At 55.9% G+C, this 18,830-nt stretch carries 16 protein-coding genes; 6 read left to right on the top strand and 10 right to left on the bottom strand.

The genetic code is table 11. From position 1 onward, the window contains the following. Positions 1-20 precede the first annotated feature (20 nt). From NXT09_RS15030 to NXT09_RS15020, 3 genes are all read left to right on the top strand, one after another. Positions 21-710, top strand: a complete 690-nt coding sequence (locus NXT09_RS15030; RefSeq protein ID WP_268580188.1) for an ABC transporter ATP-binding protein — start codon at positions 21-23, stop codon at positions 708-710. Between the two features lie 77 nt (positions 711-787). After that, positions 788-1,066, top strand: coding sequence for a type II toxin-antitoxin system ParD family antitoxin (locus NXT09_RS15025; RefSeq protein WP_205552353.1), 279 nt, complete (start codon positions 788-790; stop codon positions 1,064-1,066). Next, the gene (locus tag NXT09_RS15020) at positions 1,066-1,386 is read left to right on the top strand and encodes a type II toxin-antitoxin system RelE/ParE family toxin (protein WP_268580187.1); all 321 of its coding nucleotides are present in this window, start codon (positions 1,066-1,068) and stop codon (positions 1,384-1,386) included. Before NXT09_RS15025 ends, NXT09_RS15020 begins: the two co-directional genes overlap by 1 nt. Positions 1,387-1,488: 102 nt before the next feature. Here NXT09_RS15020 and iolB read toward each other — a convergent pair whose 3' ends face one another. From iolB to NXT09_RS14970, 10 genes are all read right to left on the bottom strand, one after another. Further along, entirely contained in the window at positions 1,489-2,325 is an 837-nt protein-coding gene (gene iolB / locus NXT09_RS15015; RefSeq protein WP_268580186.1) for a 5-deoxy-glucuronate isomerase, read from the bottom strand. A gap of 85 nt (positions 2,326-2,410) precedes the next feature. Further along, the gene (gene iolE, locus NXT09_RS15010) at positions 2,411-3,301 is read right to left on the bottom strand and encodes a myo-inosose-2 dehydratase (protein ID WP_268580185.1); all 891 of its coding nucleotides are present in this window, start codon (positions 3,299-3,301) and stop codon (positions 2,411-2,413) included. 33 nt (positions 3,302-3,334) lie between these two features. Further along, complete coding sequence (locus tag NXT09_RS15005) at positions 3,335-5,239, bottom strand: bifunctional 5-dehydro-2-deoxygluconokinase/5-dehydro-2-deoxyphosphogluconate aldolase (protein ID WP_039487663.1); 1,905 nt, start codon at positions 5,237-5,239, stop codon at positions 3,335-3,337. 57 nt (positions 5,240-5,296) lie between these two features. Beyond that, the gene (locus tag NXT09_RS15000) at positions 5,297-6,430 is read right to left on the bottom strand and encodes a Gfo/Idh/MocA family protein (RefSeq protein WP_268580184.1); all 1,134 of its coding nucleotides are present in this window, start codon (positions 6,428-6,430) and stop codon (positions 5,297-5,299) included. Between the two features lie 40 nt (positions 6,431-6,470). Beyond that, entirely contained in the window at positions 6,471-7,502 is a 1,032-nt protein-coding gene (locus NXT09_RS14995; protein ID WP_010281439.1) for an ABC transporter permease, read from the bottom strand. Between the two features lie 12 nt (positions 7,503-7,514). Further along, positions 7,515-9,062 carry a sugar ABC transporter ATP-binding protein gene (locus tag NXT09_RS14990; RefSeq protein ID WP_120357846.1) on the bottom strand — a complete coding sequence of 516 codons (1,548 nt, stop codon included), beginning with the start codon at positions 9,060-9,062 and terminating at the stop codon, positions 7,515-7,517. A 72-nt stretch (positions 9,063-9,134) separates the two neighbouring features. Then, positions 9,135-10,073, bottom strand: a complete 939-nt coding sequence (locus NXT09_RS14985) for a substrate-binding domain-containing protein (RefSeq protein WP_010308444.1) — start codon at positions 10,071-10,073, stop codon at positions 9,135-9,137. Between the two features lie 73 nt (positions 10,074-10,146). After that, positions 10,147-11,133, bottom strand: a complete 987-nt coding sequence (iolG, locus tag NXT09_RS14980) for an inositol 2-dehydrogenase (RefSeq protein WP_014914760.1) — start codon at positions 11,131-11,133, stop codon at positions 10,147-10,149. A gap of 756 nt (positions 11,134-11,889) precedes the next feature. Further along, positions 11,890-13,821: a 3D-(3,5/4)-trihydroxycyclohexane-1,2-dione acylhydrolase (decyclizing) gene (gene iolD / locus NXT09_RS14975; RefSeq protein WP_268580181.1), complete on the bottom strand. Its 1,932-nt coding sequence runs from the start codon at positions 13,819-13,821 to the stop codon at positions 11,890-11,892. 478 nt (positions 13,822-14,299) lie between these two features. Beyond that, positions 14,300-15,811 carry a CoA-acylating methylmalonate-semialdehyde dehydrogenase gene (locus NXT09_RS14970; RefSeq protein WP_268580180.1) on the bottom strand — a complete coding sequence of 504 codons (1,512 nt, stop codon included), beginning with the start codon at positions 15,809-15,811 and terminating at the stop codon, positions 14,300-14,302. Between the two features lie 327 nt (positions 15,812-16,138). Here NXT09_RS14970 and NXT09_RS14965 point away from each other — a divergent pair, with 327 nt between their 5' ends. From NXT09_RS14965 to NXT09_RS14955, 3 genes are all read left to right on the top strand, one after another. Further along, complete coding sequence (locus NXT09_RS14965) at positions 16,139-16,996, top strand: MurR/RpiR family transcriptional regulator (protein WP_010281425.1); 858 nt, start codon at positions 16,139-16,141, stop codon at positions 16,994-16,996. Positions 16,997-17,043: 47 nt separating this feature from the next. Further along, positions 17,044-17,349, top strand: coding sequence for a putative quinol monooxygenase (locus tag NXT09_RS14960; protein WP_268580179.1), 306 nt, complete (start codon positions 17,044-17,046; stop codon positions 17,347-17,349). A 325-nt stretch (positions 17,350-17,674) separates the two neighbouring features. Next, on the top strand, positions 17,675-18,778 hold the full coding sequence (locus tag NXT09_RS14955) for an ABC transporter substrate-binding protein (RefSeq protein ID WP_268580178.1): 1,104 nt from the start codon (positions 17,675-17,677) through the stop codon (positions 18,776-18,778). Positions 18,779-18,830 lie beyond the last annotated feature (52 nt).

Below are 18,830 nucleotides of genomic sequence, written 5' to 3'. Positions count from 1 at the left end.
AATCATGAGGAAGAGTCAAGGTGTCTGAGGCTACACTCGTTCTGAATAATGTCCACGTCGCCTACGGGCACAAGCATAATGTTCATCACGTGCTGAACGGTTTTTCCATGGAAGTTGCTGCTGGTGAATTGGCCTGCCTGCTGGGCGCATCAGGATGCGGTAAAACCACGGCTTTACGCGCGATTGCGGGTTTTGAGCACCTGACTCAGGGAACGATTCACGTCGGCGGACGCTGTGTGGCTGGTGCAGATGTGCATCTGCCACCGGAACAGCGCAACGTCGGGATGGTGTTTCAGGACTACGCATTGTTTCCCCATCTGACCGCCGCGCAGAATATTGCCTTTGGCCTGAGAAAACAGCCGAAAGATCTTCAACAGTCGCGCGTCCGCGCCATGCTTGAGTTGGTCGATCTTGTCTCGCTGGCACAACGCTACCCGCATGAGATGTCCGGCGGACAACAGCAGCGTATTGCACTCGCGCGGGCGCTGGCCCCGCAACCTGCCGTGCTGCTGCTCGACGAACCCCTATCCAGCCTCGATCCCGACAGCCGCAAACGGCTGGGACAGGAAGTGCGCGACATCCTGCGCGACGCAGGACAAACCGCGCTCCTCGTCACGCACAGCGAACAAGAAGCCGAACTGATGGCCAGCCACATTGGCTATTTGAAAGCAGGCAAACTCGATAATATTTCGGTGAACCGAGACGCTTGATTCAGGTTGTTCAGCCCTGACAAGATGGGAAATAATGAGTATGATTAAATCCTATCGTTAAGTTCAAGGGGTAGGCAATGAGAACAACACAGCAGATGAGTATAACGTTACCGAATGAAATGGCTGCACAGGTGAAAGCCCGAGTTGCCAGCGGTGAATATGCGTCAGAAAGTGAGGTCATTCGGGAAGGACTTCGAGCGCTGATTGCACGCGATAATGCAGTAGAAAATTGGCTGCAGGAACAAGTTGTTCCCGCTTGGAACGCGCTGCAACGCGGTGAAACAGAAAGCCTCAACAGTAGCGACATTAGGAACAGATTAAAAGCCGAGTTCAGGAAGATGACCGGAGAAGAGTAATGGATTACAGGGTAGTATTCGCACCGGAAGCGGATGAACAACTCGCAACACTATACCGCTACATCGCGAGGGTTTCGTCACCCAAAACAGCTCTCAGCTACACCGAAAGCATTGTCAGTTACTGTGAATCACTTGAGTTATTTCCTGAAAGAGGAAACCAGCGCAACGATATTTTGCCTGGACTGCGCGTCACTAATCACAGCAAACGAACACTCATTGCTTTTATGGTGGAAAAAGAGAAAAAAACGGTAACGGTTCTGGGCATTTGGCATGGCGGACAGGATTATGAAAGCGACCTGCTGTCAGATGAAACTGATTAACAGTTTCGGGTTAGCTAGCTAACTTCCCCAAGTACATTATGGCAGTAGCCTACAGGTTACCCATAAGCTACTGCCCATGCTTACGTTCGTTTGCCTGTATCGCTACGCGTTGCCTTGGCTATGCTTATCCGCATACTCGGGGCTGTTGATCCACTGATGATCCGCTTCCCAGGTGAAACGCCACTGGCGCGTCGGGCCGGCCATCACATTCAGATAGTAGCTGTCATAGCCTGCGATAGTGGCGACCGGGTGATAGCCGCGCGGCACCTGCACCACGTCCCTATTGTAGACCGCCATACATTCATCTAATGAACGGTCATCGGTATAGACACGTTGCAGGCAGAATCCCTGTTCTGGGTTCAAACGGTGGTAGTAGGTTTCTTCCAGATAGGTTTCCTGCGGCGGACTATCGACATCGTGCTTGTGGCTGGGATAAGAGCTGGTGCAGCCTTCATCGGTGTACACTTCGACCACCAGCAGGCTGTCGGCCGCTTTGTCCTCCGGCAAAATATTATGCACATAGCGCTGGTTATTGCCGACGCCACGCTGCTCGGCGTCGATATCCTGCGGGGCGATCAGTCGGGTCGGGTGCGTGCCGAATCCCGGAGCGGCGCAAACTGCCAGTTCCAGCGCCGTGTGCGCTGTCACCGTAATCGTCTCACCCGTCGTGACATAAACCGCATACGGTTTTCTGCGCTCAAACGGGCTCATTCTGTCGCCAATCTGCTCGAAGCGCTCACCCGGCGTGACAACCGTTGCTTTGCCGCTGACTAGCACCAGACAGCGTTCGTTATCGCTGGCGGGCAGCGATAGCACCTGTTCCGGTGCCAATTGATATACCTCGAACCCCACGTATCGCCAGCCCGCCGTTTCCGGCGTGATGTGCTGTATACGCCCGTGTTCGTCAGGGGTGCGATGGCGTGATAACAGTCGGGACATCTTTTGCCTCCTTATCTCCCCCTACTTCAAGCTGCCTGCTCGTTGGTCTGCTGGCAGCGTGAAGATGCGGGGATATCACCACGAATCAGATCAAATCCGCCTGCTGGGCGAAACGCTGCAAGTTATTGTAGCCTAGCGTCGCGTACGTCAACGGATGCGCAACGGCCGGATCCTGTTCTGCTTCGACCACCAGCCATCCGCTGTAGTTATGAGCCTTCAGGATGCTGAATACCGCCGGATAATCGACGCAACCATCGCCCGGTACGGTAAAGACGCCGCTCAGCACCGCGTCCAAGAAGCTGGTCTTACGGTTTTTCACGTCTTTCAGCACATCTGGACGAATGTCTTTGCAGTGAACGTGATTGATGCGGTTAATCCAGCGATTCGCCACCGCAACCGGATCGGCACCCGCAAACGTCAGGTGACCAGTATCCAGCAACAGCCCGACTTCCGGCCCGGTATGTTCCATCAGATTATCCACGTCCTGCGCGCTTTCAATCACCGTGCCCATATGGTGATGATAGGCAATCTGCACGCCCTGACTTTGCGTGTAACGCGCAAACTCGGTCAGCTTTTTGCCGTATTCCGGCCAGCGTTCTTCCGGGAAACGCGGGCGCAAATGAACGGGTTTCTGTTGGTCGCCGTGAATCGCGCCCGTGACTTCGGCAAACACCAGCACCGTCGCGCCGAGATCGCGCAGCAACGCCAGATGCCCCTGCACCGCTTCAATCTCTTCTTCTACTGAACGAGTGAGCAGTTCGCCGGAATACCAGCCGGAAACTAAGCGCAGATCGTGCGCTTGCAGGATCGGCCCCAGCACGCTGGCCTGACGCGGGAATTTATTACCTAATTCAAAACCGGCGAAACCCGCCTGCCGCCCTTCGCTCAGACAGGTTTCCAGCGGGGTGTCCGCGCCCAGAGAAGGCAGATCGTCATTGGTCCAGGTGAGTGGATTAATACCAAGTTGAACGGTCATGTTATGTCCCTTATTCAAACACATAGAAATAGGTTAACCGCGCTGACGCCAGACGGCGATCAGTTGCAGGTAGTTATGTTTAACTTGCTCAATCAATTCGGCGTCGTCGATCTCGTTACGCAGCCACTTTTGCGCTGGCTGGGCAAACAGGGTGCGACCGACAGCAAAGCCTTTCACAATCGGGAAGCCCACGGCGGCGCTGAAACCCTGTTGCAACGTTTCCAGCGGCGCATCCAGCCCCAGAATCACCACGCCCCTACAGTAAGGATCGCGCTGCGCCAGCAGCGGTGTCAGTTGCGCCCAGCCTTCGGAGGACAGCGGCGGCAGTTTCCACCAGTCAGGCCGTACGCCGAGGTTGTAGAAACGTTGAATCGCGCGCAGATAAAGCGCATCGCTGTGCGGCATCCCCGCCGGCAGAATGACTTCGAGTAGCAGTTCATGGCCGGACTGGCGACAGGCCTGATAGACTTCCATCACCTTCATTTCCTGCTCGCGCCTTAGCGCGTGGGCATCTTCCGGGTGGAAGAACACCAGACATTTCACCACGTGCTCTAGCGGCCAGCTCACCAGCTGTGAGCCAATATTGCCGCGCTCCATCATTAACGGGCGCGATCCCGGCAGCTCAATCGGTCGGCCGATCCACCAGCCTTTTCCGGTGATGTCATTCAGCGCATCCTGTCCGAACGTGCCGTCGCACAGCAAACCCGCTTTGCCGTCCAGCCCTGCCTGTTGTGCCGCGTCATAGCTGGCACGCAGAATCAGCTTTTTCAGTGCCGGAATACGGCTGATTTCAGTACCGCAGTTCAGTGCCATGTCTTCCAACTGGCTGCGGTGATCGAACGCGATCACACACAGCTCATGCCACTGTTTACGACGCGTCGTAACACGATGCAGATGGTTAAGTTCTTCATCCAAATCGGGACGCGGGACACTTGCCGCGCGGGCTAAATAGTTATCCAGTTCGATCTTACTTGGCATCGCGGGCGCACAGCCGTGGCGTGACACCACCAGCGCGCCGCAGGCATTGGCGTACGCACAGGCTTTTTCCCAGCCTTCGCCGTTGAGATAGCCGCGCAGCAGGCCGGACATAAATGCATCGCCTGCCCCCAGCACGTTCAGCACATCCACGCGCACGCCTTTGATCGTAATGCCTTTATCCAGATGGTCAGGAATCGCGTCGCTAAACACCGAGCAGCCCAGCGCCCCGCGTTTGCACACCAGTTCCGCCTGCGTGTGCTGCCGCACGGTGCGCAGCGCCTGCAAGGTATCCGTGCTGCCGCCCGCAATGTGGAACTCCTCTTCGGTGCCGACAATCACGTCGAACAGCGACAGCACCTGCTGCAACTGCTCCGTGACCGCCTGCGCTTCAACAAAACGGGTTTCGCCATCGCCCAGCGACGTCAGCCCCCACAGCACCGGACGGTAGTCGATATCCAACGCTGTTTTCACCCCATTGCGCCGCGCGTATTGCAGCGCCGTCAGCACCGCTTCACGCGTGTTAGGGTGCGAGAGATGCGTGCCGGTAATCGCCAGGCAGCGCGACGACGCAATGTAATCCTCGGTGAAATCCTCTGGAGAGATCGCCATATCGGCGCAGTTATCGCGGTAGAAAATCAGCGGAAAGGTATCGCGATCTTTAATGCCCAACAGCACCAGCGCCGTCAGACGTTCCTTATCGGTAATTAAATGGCTGGTATCGCAGCCGACCTGATTCAGTTCTTCACGCAGGAAGCGCCCCATATGCTCGTCGCCCACCCGCGCCAGCATAGAAGAACGCAGCCCCTGTCGCGCCGTGCCATAAGCTACGTTGCCGGACGACCCGCCCAGATACTTGGCAAAGCTGCCCATATCTTCCAGACGCGCGCCGATTTGCTGCCCGTACAGATCGACAGCAACGCGCCCCATGCAAATCACATCAAACGTCTTTTCCTTATTCATAGCGGCCAATCCTGTAAAAAATCCTGCAAAAAAGAAGAAATCACGTCAGCTGGCTGATTAGCCCACCTCATCCACGTTCACCCAGCGCGCCGTTTCGTGTGACTGCACGATCGCATCCAGAACTCGCGAAACTTTCCAGCCCTCTTCGAAATCCGGCCACATCGGGACATCAGCCGCAATACCGTCGATCAGATCGCGCACCTCTACCGTTTTCTGATCGTTAAAGCCAATACCGTGTCCGGCGCTGGCGCAGAAGGCTGCATAGTCCGGATGCTGCGGTCCGGTCAGCAGCGTTTTGAATCCCTGCCGGTTCTCCGGTTCGTCATGCCGATAGAGCTTCAGCTCTGCCATGCGTTCCTGCGTGAAACTCAGCGTGCCTTTCGTGCCGGTCACCACGTAGGTCAGACCCATTTTTCGGCCGCAGGCAATGCGCGACGTTTCAATCACGCCGCGTGCGCCGCTGGCGAACCGTACCATCGCATGCGCCTGATCTTCATTCTCCACCTGTACGAATTCGCTGCTGCCCGGTGCCGTCGGACGCTGCGTAATCACCGTTTGCAGGTCACCGCAGACGCTGGCGATATCACCTACCAGATACTGCGCCATGTTGACGATATGCGCCGCCAGATCCCCCAGCGCGCCCAGCCCAGCCGTTTCTTTGAAACAGTGCCAGTCGGCCGGTTTGTTCGGATCGGCCAGATAATCTTCATTATGCGTGCCGTAAAAATGCACCACGTCGCCAATCTCGCCGCTGGCGATAATCTCTCTGGCCAGCTGTGAGGTCGGGTTCTTCATGTAGTTGAAGCCCACCAGCGTTTTCACGCCGGCCTGCTGCGCGGCGTCGACCATTTCTCGGGCATCACGCGCGTTCAGCGCCAGCGGTTTTTCTGAGTAAACGTGCTTGCCGTGCTGGATGGCCGCCATCGCCATCGTCTTATGCAGAAAATTCGGCGCACAGATATCCACCACATCAATGTCTGGATCTGCCACCAGCGTACGCCAGTCCCCCGTGGAGCGCAGGAAGCCAAACTCCTGCGCCTTTCGGGCTGCCAGCTCCGGCGACACTTCTGCCAGCATCGCCTTCACCAGATTGCCTTTCAGCGGGAAGACCGTCGGCGCCTGCGCGTAGGCGATGGCATGCGCACGACCGATATAGCCGGTGCCGATTAACCCAATGCGTACATCCTTCATATCCACCTCGGTGCGAAAAGAGAGTCGGTACGGGTGCGGCTTAGATAGCGCCGCGACGGCTCTTGGCGTAGGTATCAAACGCCACGGCCAGCACGATAATTAACCCGGTGATAATCTGCTGGTAGTAGGCCGATACGTTCATCAACACCAGTCCGTTAATCAGGATCCCCATGATGATCGAGCCGATAATCGTGCCGCTGATCCGGCCGTAGCCGCCCATCAGCGAGGTACCACCGATGACCACTGAGGCGATGACGCGCAGCTCGAAGGTGATCCCCGCGACCGCTTCTGCGCTACCGAGACGGGCGCTGAGAATGAAGCCCGCCAGCCCGGCCAGACAGCCAATCACGACGTAGACGCTGACCAGTACACGCTGCACGTTCACCCCAGCCAACCGCGCGGCTTCGGTGTTGCCACCGATGGCGTACACGAAGCGGCCCCAGCGGGTTTTATGCAGCGCCAGATAACCCAGCAAAGCGACCAGCGCGAAGATCCAGATCGGCACCGAAATACCCAGGATCTCGCCTCGTCCCCACCAGCGATAGCCGGGATCAAAGCCAGCTATCGGCGCACCGTCGTTCATTACCAGCGTTAACCCGCGCCAGATCGTCATCCCGCCCAGCGTGACGATGAACGGCGGCAGACGCAGTTTGGTGACCCCCAACCCATGCAGGAAACCAATGAAGGTGCCCATCGCCAGACAGACGCCCAATGCAACCAGCCAGCTCAAGCCGTACCAAGCATCCGGATCGACGGTGGTGAAGTTGTCACCTTTAATGACCGAGGCGGCGGTGATGGCGCACACCGCCAGAATCGAGCCGACGGACAGGTCGATCCCGGCGGTCAGAATGACGAACGTCATCCCCACGGCCATGATGCCGTAGATGGAAACTTCGGTCAGGATGTTGGTGATGTTGCGCTCGGACAGAAAATTGCTGTTCTGCGACTGAAAGAAAATCAGCAGCAGAATCATGAAAATAAACACACCAAAGCGTTCAAAAAAAGCAATCGGATCAAAACGTCCACGCGGATTGGACGGCGTAATGCTCTTAGAAAGCGGCTGCTGGGACATGCGTCACCTCCGTTATGCTGCGTGTAATGCGTCGTGGCAAATGGCCATCATCGTCATCAGTTTTTCTTCTGTGGCGTCATCGCCATGAATTTCCCCGCTAATCCGCCCTTCGCTGAGCGTGATAATGCGGTCGGAAATCGCCATGATTTCCGGCAGGTCGGAGGAAATCACAATCACGGCGACGCCCCGTTTCGCCATATCGAACAGCACCTGATGCACCTCGGACTTGGTGCCAACATCGATGCCGCGCGTGGGCTCATCCACAATCAATACCTTGGGATTCAGTGCCATACAGCGGGCAAGAATCACCTTTTGCTGGTTACCGCCCGACAGCTTGCGCACTTCCTGCTCGCTGTTCACCATCTTGATATGCAGCGCCTGACGGTAGGCCTCAATCAGGTCGTCCTCCTTACGGGGGTCGACAAACCAGCGCCAGCGCATCAGCGACGAGAGGTTGGAAAGCGAGATGTTTTCCCTGATCGACAACCCCAGCACCGCGCCCTCTTTCTTGCGGTCTTCCGGCACCAGTGCGATGCCTTGCGACAGCGCATGCAGCGGCGTGGAGGGATAATAGGGTTCGTCATCCAGCACAAATTCACCGGTAGAGAACGCGTCGGCACCGAACAGGCAGCGCGCGATTTCCGTACGTCCCGCGCCCACCAGCCCGGCAATACCGAGCACTTCGCCCGCATGCACCTGGAAGTTGATGTCCTTCAGCGCGATGCCGTGCGCATCCAGCGGCGGTTTTTCCCGGCTTAAGCCCTTCACTGCCAGCCGTACTGGCTTATCCTGATGATGCGTTTCCGATGGCGGACGGCGGTTGAACACCACATCACGGCCGACCATCAGGCGAATAATTTCCTGCACATTCGTGCTGGCAACATCGCCGGAACCGGTGTAGCGGCCATCCTGAAATACGGTAAACCGATCGCACAGTTGGAAGACTTCGTGCAGACGGTGCGTGACATACACTACGCTCACGCCACGCCCTTTCAGCTCGCGCACCACACGGTGCAGGCTGTCGACTTCACTGTCGCTCAGCGCCGCCGACGGTTCATCCATCACAATCAGCTTGGCGTTCAGCGTCAGCGCTCTGGCAATCTCCACCATCTGCTGCTGCGCCACGCTCAAACGCGCCACCTGCGTCGTCGGCGCAATGTTCAGTTTCAGATAATCCAGTACCGCTTTCGCCTCGCGATTCACCGCTAGCGCGTCCACGAATACACCTCGGCTCTGCGGCTCGCGTCCCAGGAACATGTTCTCCGCTACGCTCATATTGGGCAGCAGGTTAAATTCCTGATAAATGGTGATAATCCCCCGCTTTTGGCGCTCAACGGGCGATTCGAGCGGTAACAGCGTCTCGCCACCAAACCAGATGTCGCCGCTGGTCTGCGGCTGCGCCCCTGCCAGCGCCTTCAACAGCGTCGATTTACCCGCGCCGTTTTCTCCCAATAGCGCATGAATCTCTCCCGGCTGTACGGTCAGCTGCGCGTTGCTCAACGCCCAAACGCCGGAGAAGCTCTTTGCCAGATTGGTAATGTTCAGTAGGGGTTCCGTCATGTTTACCTTCCTCCCGCAAGGCCGCGCGGACGCGGCCTGCTGAATACCTTTATTGATTACGTAGAAAACGGCTTATTTACCCGCTTCGCCAATACGTTCAGCATCGTTCAGGTTATCTTTGGTAATCATGGTCGGTTGGTAATCTGCCCCGGTGATAGGCGCTTTACTGCGGATGTTATTGGTCAACTGCGTCAACGCGGTAGTCACCGCGTATCCCGGACGTTGATCGGCAGTCACGGCCAGCCAACCGTCGCGTACGCGAGCCAGCGCTTCCGGCACGGCGTCAAAGCCGGTTACCATCACGTCGCCGGGTTTCAGACCTTGCCCTTGTAACGCTTCAATCGCACCCAGCGCCATGTCGTCATTTGCTGAGAGGATCACCTGCGGGCGTTTAGGCAGCGAAGGAAAAACGCTTTCCACGATGCGCATCCCTTCGGAACGCATCCAGTTCCCCGTCTGGTCAGCGACAATGTGGTATTTGCTCCCGCCAGCTTTCAGGCTGTCGCGAATCCCCTGCGTACGCTCGATGTTAGAAGACGACCCCGGTTGACCGGTCAGCAGAATGATCTCTGCGCCATCTGGGAATTTGGTTTTGACATAGTCGGCAATCGCCTGACCGCCTTTATAGTTATTGGCACCAAAGTGCGGTACCGCTTTTTCGGTTTTTACCGAACGATCCAGCGTCACCACGGGCAGCTTGGCATCCTGAATATCGGTAACCGCACTGGACACCGCGTTGACATCATTCGGCGATACAACAAAGCCCTGTGCCCCACGCGTAATGGCATTTTCCAAGTCGGCGGCCTGCTTCGGTGAGCTACCCTGCCCATCCAGCACCTGCAAATTCACGCCCAGTTCTTTGGCGGCTTTAACGGCGGTGCGCTGCATATGTACTTCAAACGGCATAGCGAGATTCGGCGTACTGAAAACGATTTGTTCATTTTGAGCCTGAGCAAAACCAGACAGACCCAGTGCGATGGCGATTGCGGAAACGCTGATGATCTTTTTCATATGTCTTTTCTCTGCTTCTGTTATGAGTATGGGTGTAGGGTTGAAAGCAGGTAAACGCGATGTGCCGATACGGTTACACGGCGACCTCCTTGCCTTGAGCCAGTGATTCAAAGGCTTTATCCGCCAGATTCAGTGCACGTTCACCGTCCAGCCCGGAGCATTCCGGCTGCGTGCGGCCATTCAGCACATCGACAAAGTGCTGCCACTCTGCCGCGTAGGCGGCGTGATAGCGTTGCAGGAAGAAGTATTCGGGTTTTGCCGCCAGACAGCCGTCGTCGGTCCACTGCTCGACCACGTTTTCGCGGATGTTGCCCGCGCTGAGCACGCCTTTCGCGCCATGTAATTCGAGACGCTGATCGTAGCCGTAGCCAGAGCGGCGGCTGTTGACGATGGTCGCCATCGCACCAGAGGCGAATTTCAGCACAATAAACGCGGTATCGATGTCGCCCGCTTCACCAATCGCCGGATCGACCAGGTTGCTGCCTTGCGCAAAGACCGACACCGGTTCTTCGCCCATAATGAAGCGCGCCATATCGAAATCATGGATCGTCATGTCGCGGAACATGCCGCCGGAAACGCGGACGTACTCAGCAGGCGGCGGCGACGGATCGCGAGAGATAATCAGGAGAGATTCCGGCTTGCCGATGCGGCCTTCACCCGCCAGCGTTTTGACACGGCGGAATTGCGGATCGTAACGGCGGTTGAAGCCTACAAACAACGGCACGTTCTGCTGTTTGACGACGGTCAGGCAATCGCGAACGCGGGCGATATCCAGATGCACGGGTTTTTCACAGAAAATGGCTTTGCCATGTTTGGCGGCCAGCTCAATCAGGTCGGCGTGCGTGTCGGTTGCGGAGGCAATCAGGACGGCGTGTACCGCCGGATCGTTCATGACCTCATCCACGGTTTGCACTTTGGTGTGGTAACGTTCGGCCAGCGCCGTGGCATTGGTTGGATTGGGATCAACCACCGCGTACAGGTTGGTTTCTTTGTGTGCCGCGATGTTCACTGCATGGACCTGACCGATGCGGCCCGCGCCCAGTAAAGCGATGTTAAACATAGGTGCTCCCTTGCTGCCTGAGTGGCGTTTAATGCCAGACTGAAAAAGTGACGGATAACGGCTAGTCGCATTCTCCCCAGCCCCATCATCACCCGCTCTTTACCGCGAATCCTGATAGATAAAATAAAACATTTATTTCAGTTTTGTATAAATTGAAAATTATGTTTTTGCGCGTCAGTTAACATTTTCATGACATCTTCGCTGTTTTCTGCAACCCCAATCACACATCGAATGAGTACGTTTATGGCGGTATACCGGAATGTCAGAGGATCGGTCAGATGCTGGCGCACCGCGGGAGGGAAAATGAAACCGTGGTTTATAAATGAAATGAATATTTCAGTTAGATTCGGGAGTATAGGGGAAGGATTAGGCAGCACTAAAGATCGCAAACCTCATCTGCACAGGCGGTCTCTTCGTCAAATTTTATGCAGATTCAGAGACCGTTTCGTGCGCTACAATACTGCCATTCCATGCCACCTCGTAGCACGCGCCCGACACAGGGCGTCTCAGTCGCCGTCGCCCTGTGAACCCTGGCTTTTCGGCGCTAATTATGTCGCTGCGCGATGCCTTCGTCGGTATCAGGCTTAACGGACCGCTTGCGACACGTTCCATACGTGGCGCAAGCTTTCGCCGCGTCCATGCGGCTCATCCTAAACCTGCTATCTCCTCAGCATAATTTTTTACGCCAGATAACGCCCAACCCCACTAGCGACCCTACATCATTGTGACTAAGAGACAGTGACGCAGGGAGATCACCTAATACTGACGTGCGCGGGAAAGCGCAGCTTTCACACTATTGGCCGCAGACTCAATCTCTGGGTTGTCGGCAACCTGCGCCGTGCCAGTGCGCCACCAGGATTCGTAGCCATGCGTCATGGTCTTCGGCAGCACCTTGATGTCGAGCAGCACGGGCCCCGAATGCTGGCGTGATTCCGTCAGCGCCTGCCTGAGCGAGGCTTCATCATGTACCCGCCACGCCTTGCAGCCATAGCTTTCCGCATTCTTGGCGAAATCCACCGGAATAAGCGCACCACGCAGCTGCCCCGATTCTGCATCACGGTAGCGGTTTTCCGTACAGAAGCTGCCCATTCCCTGACTCATTTGCAGGTTGTTGATACAGCCAAAGCCCGCGTTATCGAATAGCAGCACGGTGATTTTGATGCCCTCTTGCACCGCCGTTTGCAACTCGGTATGCAGCATCAAATAGGAGCCATCACCGACCATCGCGTAGACCGGCTGCTGCGGTGCCGCAAGGCGTGCACCAATCGCCGCCGCAATTTCGTATCCCATGCACGAATAGCCGTATTCCAAATGATAGCTGTCCGGCGTTTTCACCTGCCACACGCGCTGTAGATCGCCCGGCAACGAGCCCGCCGCGCCCACCACAACCGCGTTGTCTTCCAGCTCTTCATTCAATATGCCCAACACGCGCGTTTGCGTCAGATGGGTATTCAGCATCTGACGATATTCATCCAGCTTGTCTTCCAGACCGTCCACCACTTCCGGCACCAGCTCGCCCTTGTCCTGCACGGTAAACAGCCGCTGTAGCTCGCGTTCCCATTCTGCACGAGCCTGCTCAACGGCCTGCTGCCAGCCGCTGCGATACGATGCTGTCGCCAGCCGTTCGGCCAGCGCCTCCAGCCCGACGCGCGCATCGGCGATCAGGGGCAGCGCATCCAGTTTTAACGCATCGAATTCGGCAACGTTGAGCAGTAAAAATTCGACGTTCGGGTTCTGAAACAGCGATTTGGAGCCAGTGGTAAAATCAGTTAAACGCGTCCCGACGCCGATAATCAGATCCGCCTCGTGCGCCAGCCGATTCGCTGCCAATCCGCCCGTCACGCCAATACCGCCACAGTTCAGCGGATGTGAGGAAACAATCGCGCCTTTGCCCGCCTGCGTTTCGCCAAACGGAATCGCAAACTGCTCGGCAAACTGCGCCAGCGCCTCATGAGCGCCGGAATAACGTACGCCGCCGCCGCAAATCAGCATCGGACGGCGCTTGCTCGCAATCAGCGCCGCCGCCTCATCCAGCCTTGCAGCGTCCGGCGGACGGCGTTCGAGGTGATGGACACGTTTGCGGAAAAACGATGCTGGATAATCCCAGACTTCCGCCTGCACATCCTGCGGTAAACACAGCGTTACCGCGCCGGTATCTGCCGGATCGGTCAGTACGCGCATGGCGTTAATCAGCGCGCTCATCAGCTGCTCAGGGCGATTAATGCGATCCCAGTAGCGGGACACCGGTTTAAAGCAGTCATTGGTGCTGATCGACAGATCGTGATATTGCTCGACCTGCTGCAGCACCGGATCCGGCTGGCGGCAGGCGAAGAGATCGCCGGGTAGCAGCAGCACCGGAATGCGGTTGGCGGTGGCGGTCGCGGCGGCAGTCACCATATTTGCCGCCCCCGGCCCCACCGACGAAGTCACCGCATAGATTTTCCGCCGCTTATGCTGTTTAGCGAATCCAACGGCAATGTGCGCCATTCCCTGTTCGTTGCACCCCTGATGCACGGTGAGACGATTCGCCTCCTGTTCCAGCGCCTGGCCGATGCCCAGCACATTGCCGTGACCAAAAATGGTCATGACGCCCTGCACAAAGGGGGATTCTTCACCGTCTACGCTGAGGTATTGCTGGTTGAGAAACCTGACCAGCGCCTGCGCCATGGTGATGCGACACGTATCCATTGATCTACTCCTACCTGTTTTATCCAGACAGCTAGCCACCGTGTTGGCCATAGAAACGATTTCTATGTCAGTCGGCATAAAGTTTCGTGCGTGTTACGCAAGTTACTTCTTTTCCACACTGCTGCACACGCCCGACACGGGGCAGCTCAATCGCCGCTGCCCCATGACCCCAGGCTTTTCCACGGGAAATTGCGTCGCTACGCGATACCTTCGGCGTGCGTGCCCGTGGCCGGGCCACCAGTGACGCGCTTACTCGCCCCATAAACGGGGCTCGCCCTTCGGGCCAGCACAAGTGCTGTTCAAAAACGTCTCTGACGTTTTTGTCCGACGCGGCACTGGCTTTCGCGACATCCTTGTCGCTCACCCGACGGTCACGCTACCTCAGCGCAATTTTTTACGTGAAAGGAAAAACAATAAAAATCCGCACAACTATTTATCGTAATAAGCCAGCCGGAGGTTTAGTTCTTTCATGACATCCTCACTCCAGCGTGGGCATGACGAAGCTGCTGGTGTGGTGTTCCAGACGGACGCTGGCGGGCCAGCGGCTGGTGACGGTTTTCATGCGGGTGTAGAAGCGCACGCCGTCGTTGCCGTGGACATTCAACGGCCCAAAAATGGAGCGCTTCCAACCGCCGAAGCTGTGGAATGCCATCGGCACCGGAATCGGTACGTTCACGCCGACCATGCCCGCCTGCACCTCTTCGCAGAACTGACGCGCCGTTTCACCGTCGCGGGTAAAAATAGCGGTACCGTTGCCGTATTCATGGTTGTTAATCAGCGTCACCGCCGTCTGGTAATCCGGCACGCGCACCACGGACAGCACCGGACCAAAAATTTCTTCCTGATAGATCTTCATCTCCGGCGTGACGTTATCGAACAGCGTCGGCCCGATAAAGTAGCCTTGCGGGTGCCCCTGTACGGACAGCGTGCGGCCATCGATGCGCAGCGTCGCGCCCTGATCGACACCGCTTTGAATATAGTCGGCAATCTTCGCCCGGTGCGGGGCGCTGATCACCGGTCCCATTTCATTTTCCTGCCCGTCAACCAGACCTGGCCCGACGCGCATTGCTTTGATTTGCGCGCTCAGGCGCTGATGCAGCGCTTCCGCTGTCTCATCACCAACGGCCACCACTACCGACAGCGCCATGCAGCGTTCGCCCGCTGCGCCAAACGCCGCGCCCATAATCGCGCTGGCAGCCATGTCCATGTCAGCATCCGGCATCAGGATACAGTGGTTTTTCGCCCCGCCCAGCGCCTGACAGCGTTTGCCGTGCGCCGACGCCGTCTGATAAATGTATTCCGCCACCGGCGTCGATCCCACAAAGCTCACCGCCTGCACGCGCGGGTCGGTCAGCAGGATGTCCACCGCTTCTTTGTCACCCTGAACGACGTTAAACACGCCGTCCGGCAGACCCGCTTCTTTCAGCAGTTGCGCTAACAGCAGCGAGAGCGAAGGATCTTTTTCCGACGGTTTCAACACAAAGGTATTGCCGGTCGCCAGCGCGATCGGGAACATCCACATTGGCACCATCGCCGGAAAGTTGAACGGCGTAATCCCGACGCACACTCCGAGCGGCTGCATGAGTGAATGGCTATCCACACCAGTGCCGACATTCGCCGAGTGTTCACCTTTTTGCAGATGAGGAATACCACACGCAAATTCAACGACTTCCAGACCGCGCGTCACCTCCCCCACGGCATCGGAATAGACCTTGCCGTGCTCCTGTGAAATCAGCCGGGCCAGCGTATCCATGCGTTCTTCCAACAACGCTTTGAAGCGAAACAGTACGCGCGCGCGGCGGAGCGGAGAGTGTTTTGACCACGCAGGGAATGCCGCCGCCGCGCTGGCAATAGCCTGCTCGACTTCCGCCTTATCAGACATCACAACCTGGCGAATCTGCTCGCCCGTCGCTGGGTTATACACCGCGGCGTAGCGTTGGCTGTTGCTGGAGGCAATCGCCCCCTGAATGAAGTTAGATACGGTTTCCATGTTTACACCTTTGTGGGTTTTGAGGAGACAAACGGCTGACATCGGATTACAGTATATGAAATGAATATTCCATTTAACGTAAAAATAAAATAAATGTTGATTATTGTGATCCGCTGCGAATTTTTATGTAAACTTGAAGACAGCTGTCCATAAAGACAGGCGAGCAGCCTCTGAAAATAGCGTTATCGATAAAAGGTGTGCCGCCAGAAATGTCGTACAGATAAAACAACCGTATCCAGAAATGAATTTTCTGTTCCGTTTCAGGCGCCAGTCATGAAATCGCCCTAATGGGATAGGTTCTTATACGTCTTTGGGAGATAACCCGATATGCCCATGGCAACCAGCCTGAGAGAATTACAGGAACAGATCCGCGAGCGTTATGATTCGCTCAGCAAGCGGTTACAGCAGGTGGCGCACTATGTGCTGGATAATACCAACAGCATCGCTTTCGATACCGTCGCGGTGATCGCCGAACGCGCTGACGTTCCTCCCTCAACCTTGATTCGCTTCGCCAACGCGTTTGATTTCAGCGGCTTCAATGAAATGAAACAGCTGTTCCGTATGAATCTGGTGGAGGAAACGGCCAGCTATACCGACCGGGCACGGCTGTTTCGGGCGATGGAGGCTGATGCCGTACCAGAAACGCCGCTGGATATTCTGCATGAGTTTGCCCGTTCAAACGCGCAGGCGATGCAGCAGCTAGCGGCACGTACTCCGCAAGAGGATCTGCAAAAGGCCGTCGATCTGCTGGCTCAGGCGGAAACGATCTATATCGTCGGGCTGCGGCGCTCGTTCAGCGTCGCCACTTACCTGACCTATGCGCTTAGTCATTTGGAAAGCAGCCCCATTCTGGTCAACGGGTTGGGAGGCATGTTTCGCGAACAGCTCAGTCGTGTCAGTTCACGCGATGTGGTGGTTTCCATCAGCTTCTCGCCCTACTCACAGGAAACCGTGATGGTCAGCGAGATGGCCGCGAAGGCCGGGGCGCGACAAATCGTGATTACCGACAGTCAGATCAGCCCGCTGGCGACGCTCAGCGACGTCTGCTTTGTCGTGAAGGAAGCGCAGGTTGATGCGTTCCGTTCACAGTCCGCCACGCTGTGTCTGGTGCAATCGCTGATGGTATCGCTGGCTTACCGGCAGGGAAACGGCGCAGATCAGAGTGAAAAACAGCAGCGCGGCTAGCCGGAACCGTTTACTCAGCAGGACTCACAGAGAGGGAGAGCCGTTTTATGCTTAAAGTGATCGCACAGGATTTTATTAAACCTGAATGCATTGAGACAGTCATGCCGCTGTACCGCGAATTAGTGGAGAAAACCCGACAGGAGCCGCTGTGCATCTCCTATGAGCTGTTTATCAATCAGAAAGATCCGGGGCATTTCACCTTTATCGAAACCTGGCCGGATAGAGCCGCACTGGATATTCACTGCCAGACTGAGCACTTCCAGCGGCTGGTTCCGCTGATCAATAGCCACCAGCGCGCCGAGTGCACCTTCCTGCTGATGGATCCGTTTGACAGTGCTTTCCCCACCGTTTGAATTAATCCGGCTTTAGGTCGCAGGGCGGCCTAAATATCGCCGCAATTCCCTGTTATTGTGCTTCCTTTCACGCCAAATTTTAATTCATTTTTTTTGAATTAAAATCTCAATTTTTTCTCATTTAACATTATTCACAACTGGATAACATACGCAAACCCGCAGATAGCAGCCAGATTAACCGTTATCTCAGCAGGGTAATGACTATCAAGCAAATTAAATAATTTGATAATCATTCAATGATTCTGCTTATGCACGCTTATCTTGATCAACAGCGACAAGGATAAAAAGTGCGTCGGTAGAAACGGCTCTCATTCAGGAGGAATCGATGTTTAAACTAAAACAGGTGGTCGCATTTACGGCGCTGATGGCGACGGCAGCAGCCAGCTATGCGGCAGTAGAGGCCGATAAACGCCCGATTAACGAGCTTTATCAAAATGCGTTACGGGAAGGCGGTATCGTGACCGTCTACGCGGGCGGTGACACGCCAGGCCAGCAGGATGGTATCAAGCAGGCGTTTGAAAAACGCTTTCCGGGTATGACACTCAACGTCATTGTGGACTACAGCAAATTCCACGATGCTCGTATTGATAACCAGCTGGCGACGAATACGCTGGTGCCGGATGTTGTACAGCTACAAACCCTGCAGGATTACCCACGCTGGAAAAAAGAAGGCGTGCTGCTGAACTACAAACCTATCGGCTGGGACAAAGTGTACCCTGCATTTAAAGATAAAGACGGCAGTTGGACCGGTGTCTTTGTCGATGCGTTCAGCAACGTGGTCAATACCAAGCTGATTGCCGAAAATGCCTGGCCAACAGAAGCCAATGACTATTTACGTCCCGATCTGAAAGGCAGCATTGTCTTAACCTACCCGAACGATGACGACGCTGTGCTGTTCTGGTTTAAGCAGGTCGTAGATAAATACGGCTGGGAGTATGTCGCTAAATTCAAAGAACAGAACCCGGTTTATGTTCGCGGTACGCAGGCTCCCGCAGACGATGTTGAAAGCGGTAAATCAGCGGCGACATTCTCAACCGACGGCGCACTGGCTCCCGATCAAAACGCGAATTCCCGTTTCGTTCTGCCTAAAAGCGATCCGTTTGTTTCCTGGGCACAGCGTGCCGCTATTTTCAAACAGGCTAAACACCCAGAAAGCGCCAAGCTATATCTAAGCTGGCTGCTGGATAAAGAGACGCAGAGCAATGTCTGGTATATGTGGTCGGTGCGAACTGACGTTACGCCACCCACTGGCTATAAGCCTATCTGGGAATATAAGAATACCAGCCCGCAGGCTTTTGCCGATTTCATGAGCGACCGTGCGGCGGTGGAGTCATTCCGTGCCCAGATCGGTTTGTACCTCGGCGAAGTGAAAGGTGAGCCGTCTCCGGGTCACTTGGGGCTGCATCCCAAAGAAGCCTTGCCTCATTAATACGCGACCTAGGTTCTTATAAATCTAGTTGCTTCTTATAAATCTAGTTGGT

Origin of the sequence: Pectobacterium jejuense (genome assembly GCF_026800125.1) — a bacterium.
In the GTDB taxonomy this organism is placed as follows: Bacteria; Pseudomonadota; Gammaproteobacteria; order Enterobacterales; family Enterobacteriaceae; genus Pectobacterium; species Pectobacterium jejuense.
This window is presented reverse-complemented; position numbering and strand designations above follow the sequence as displayed.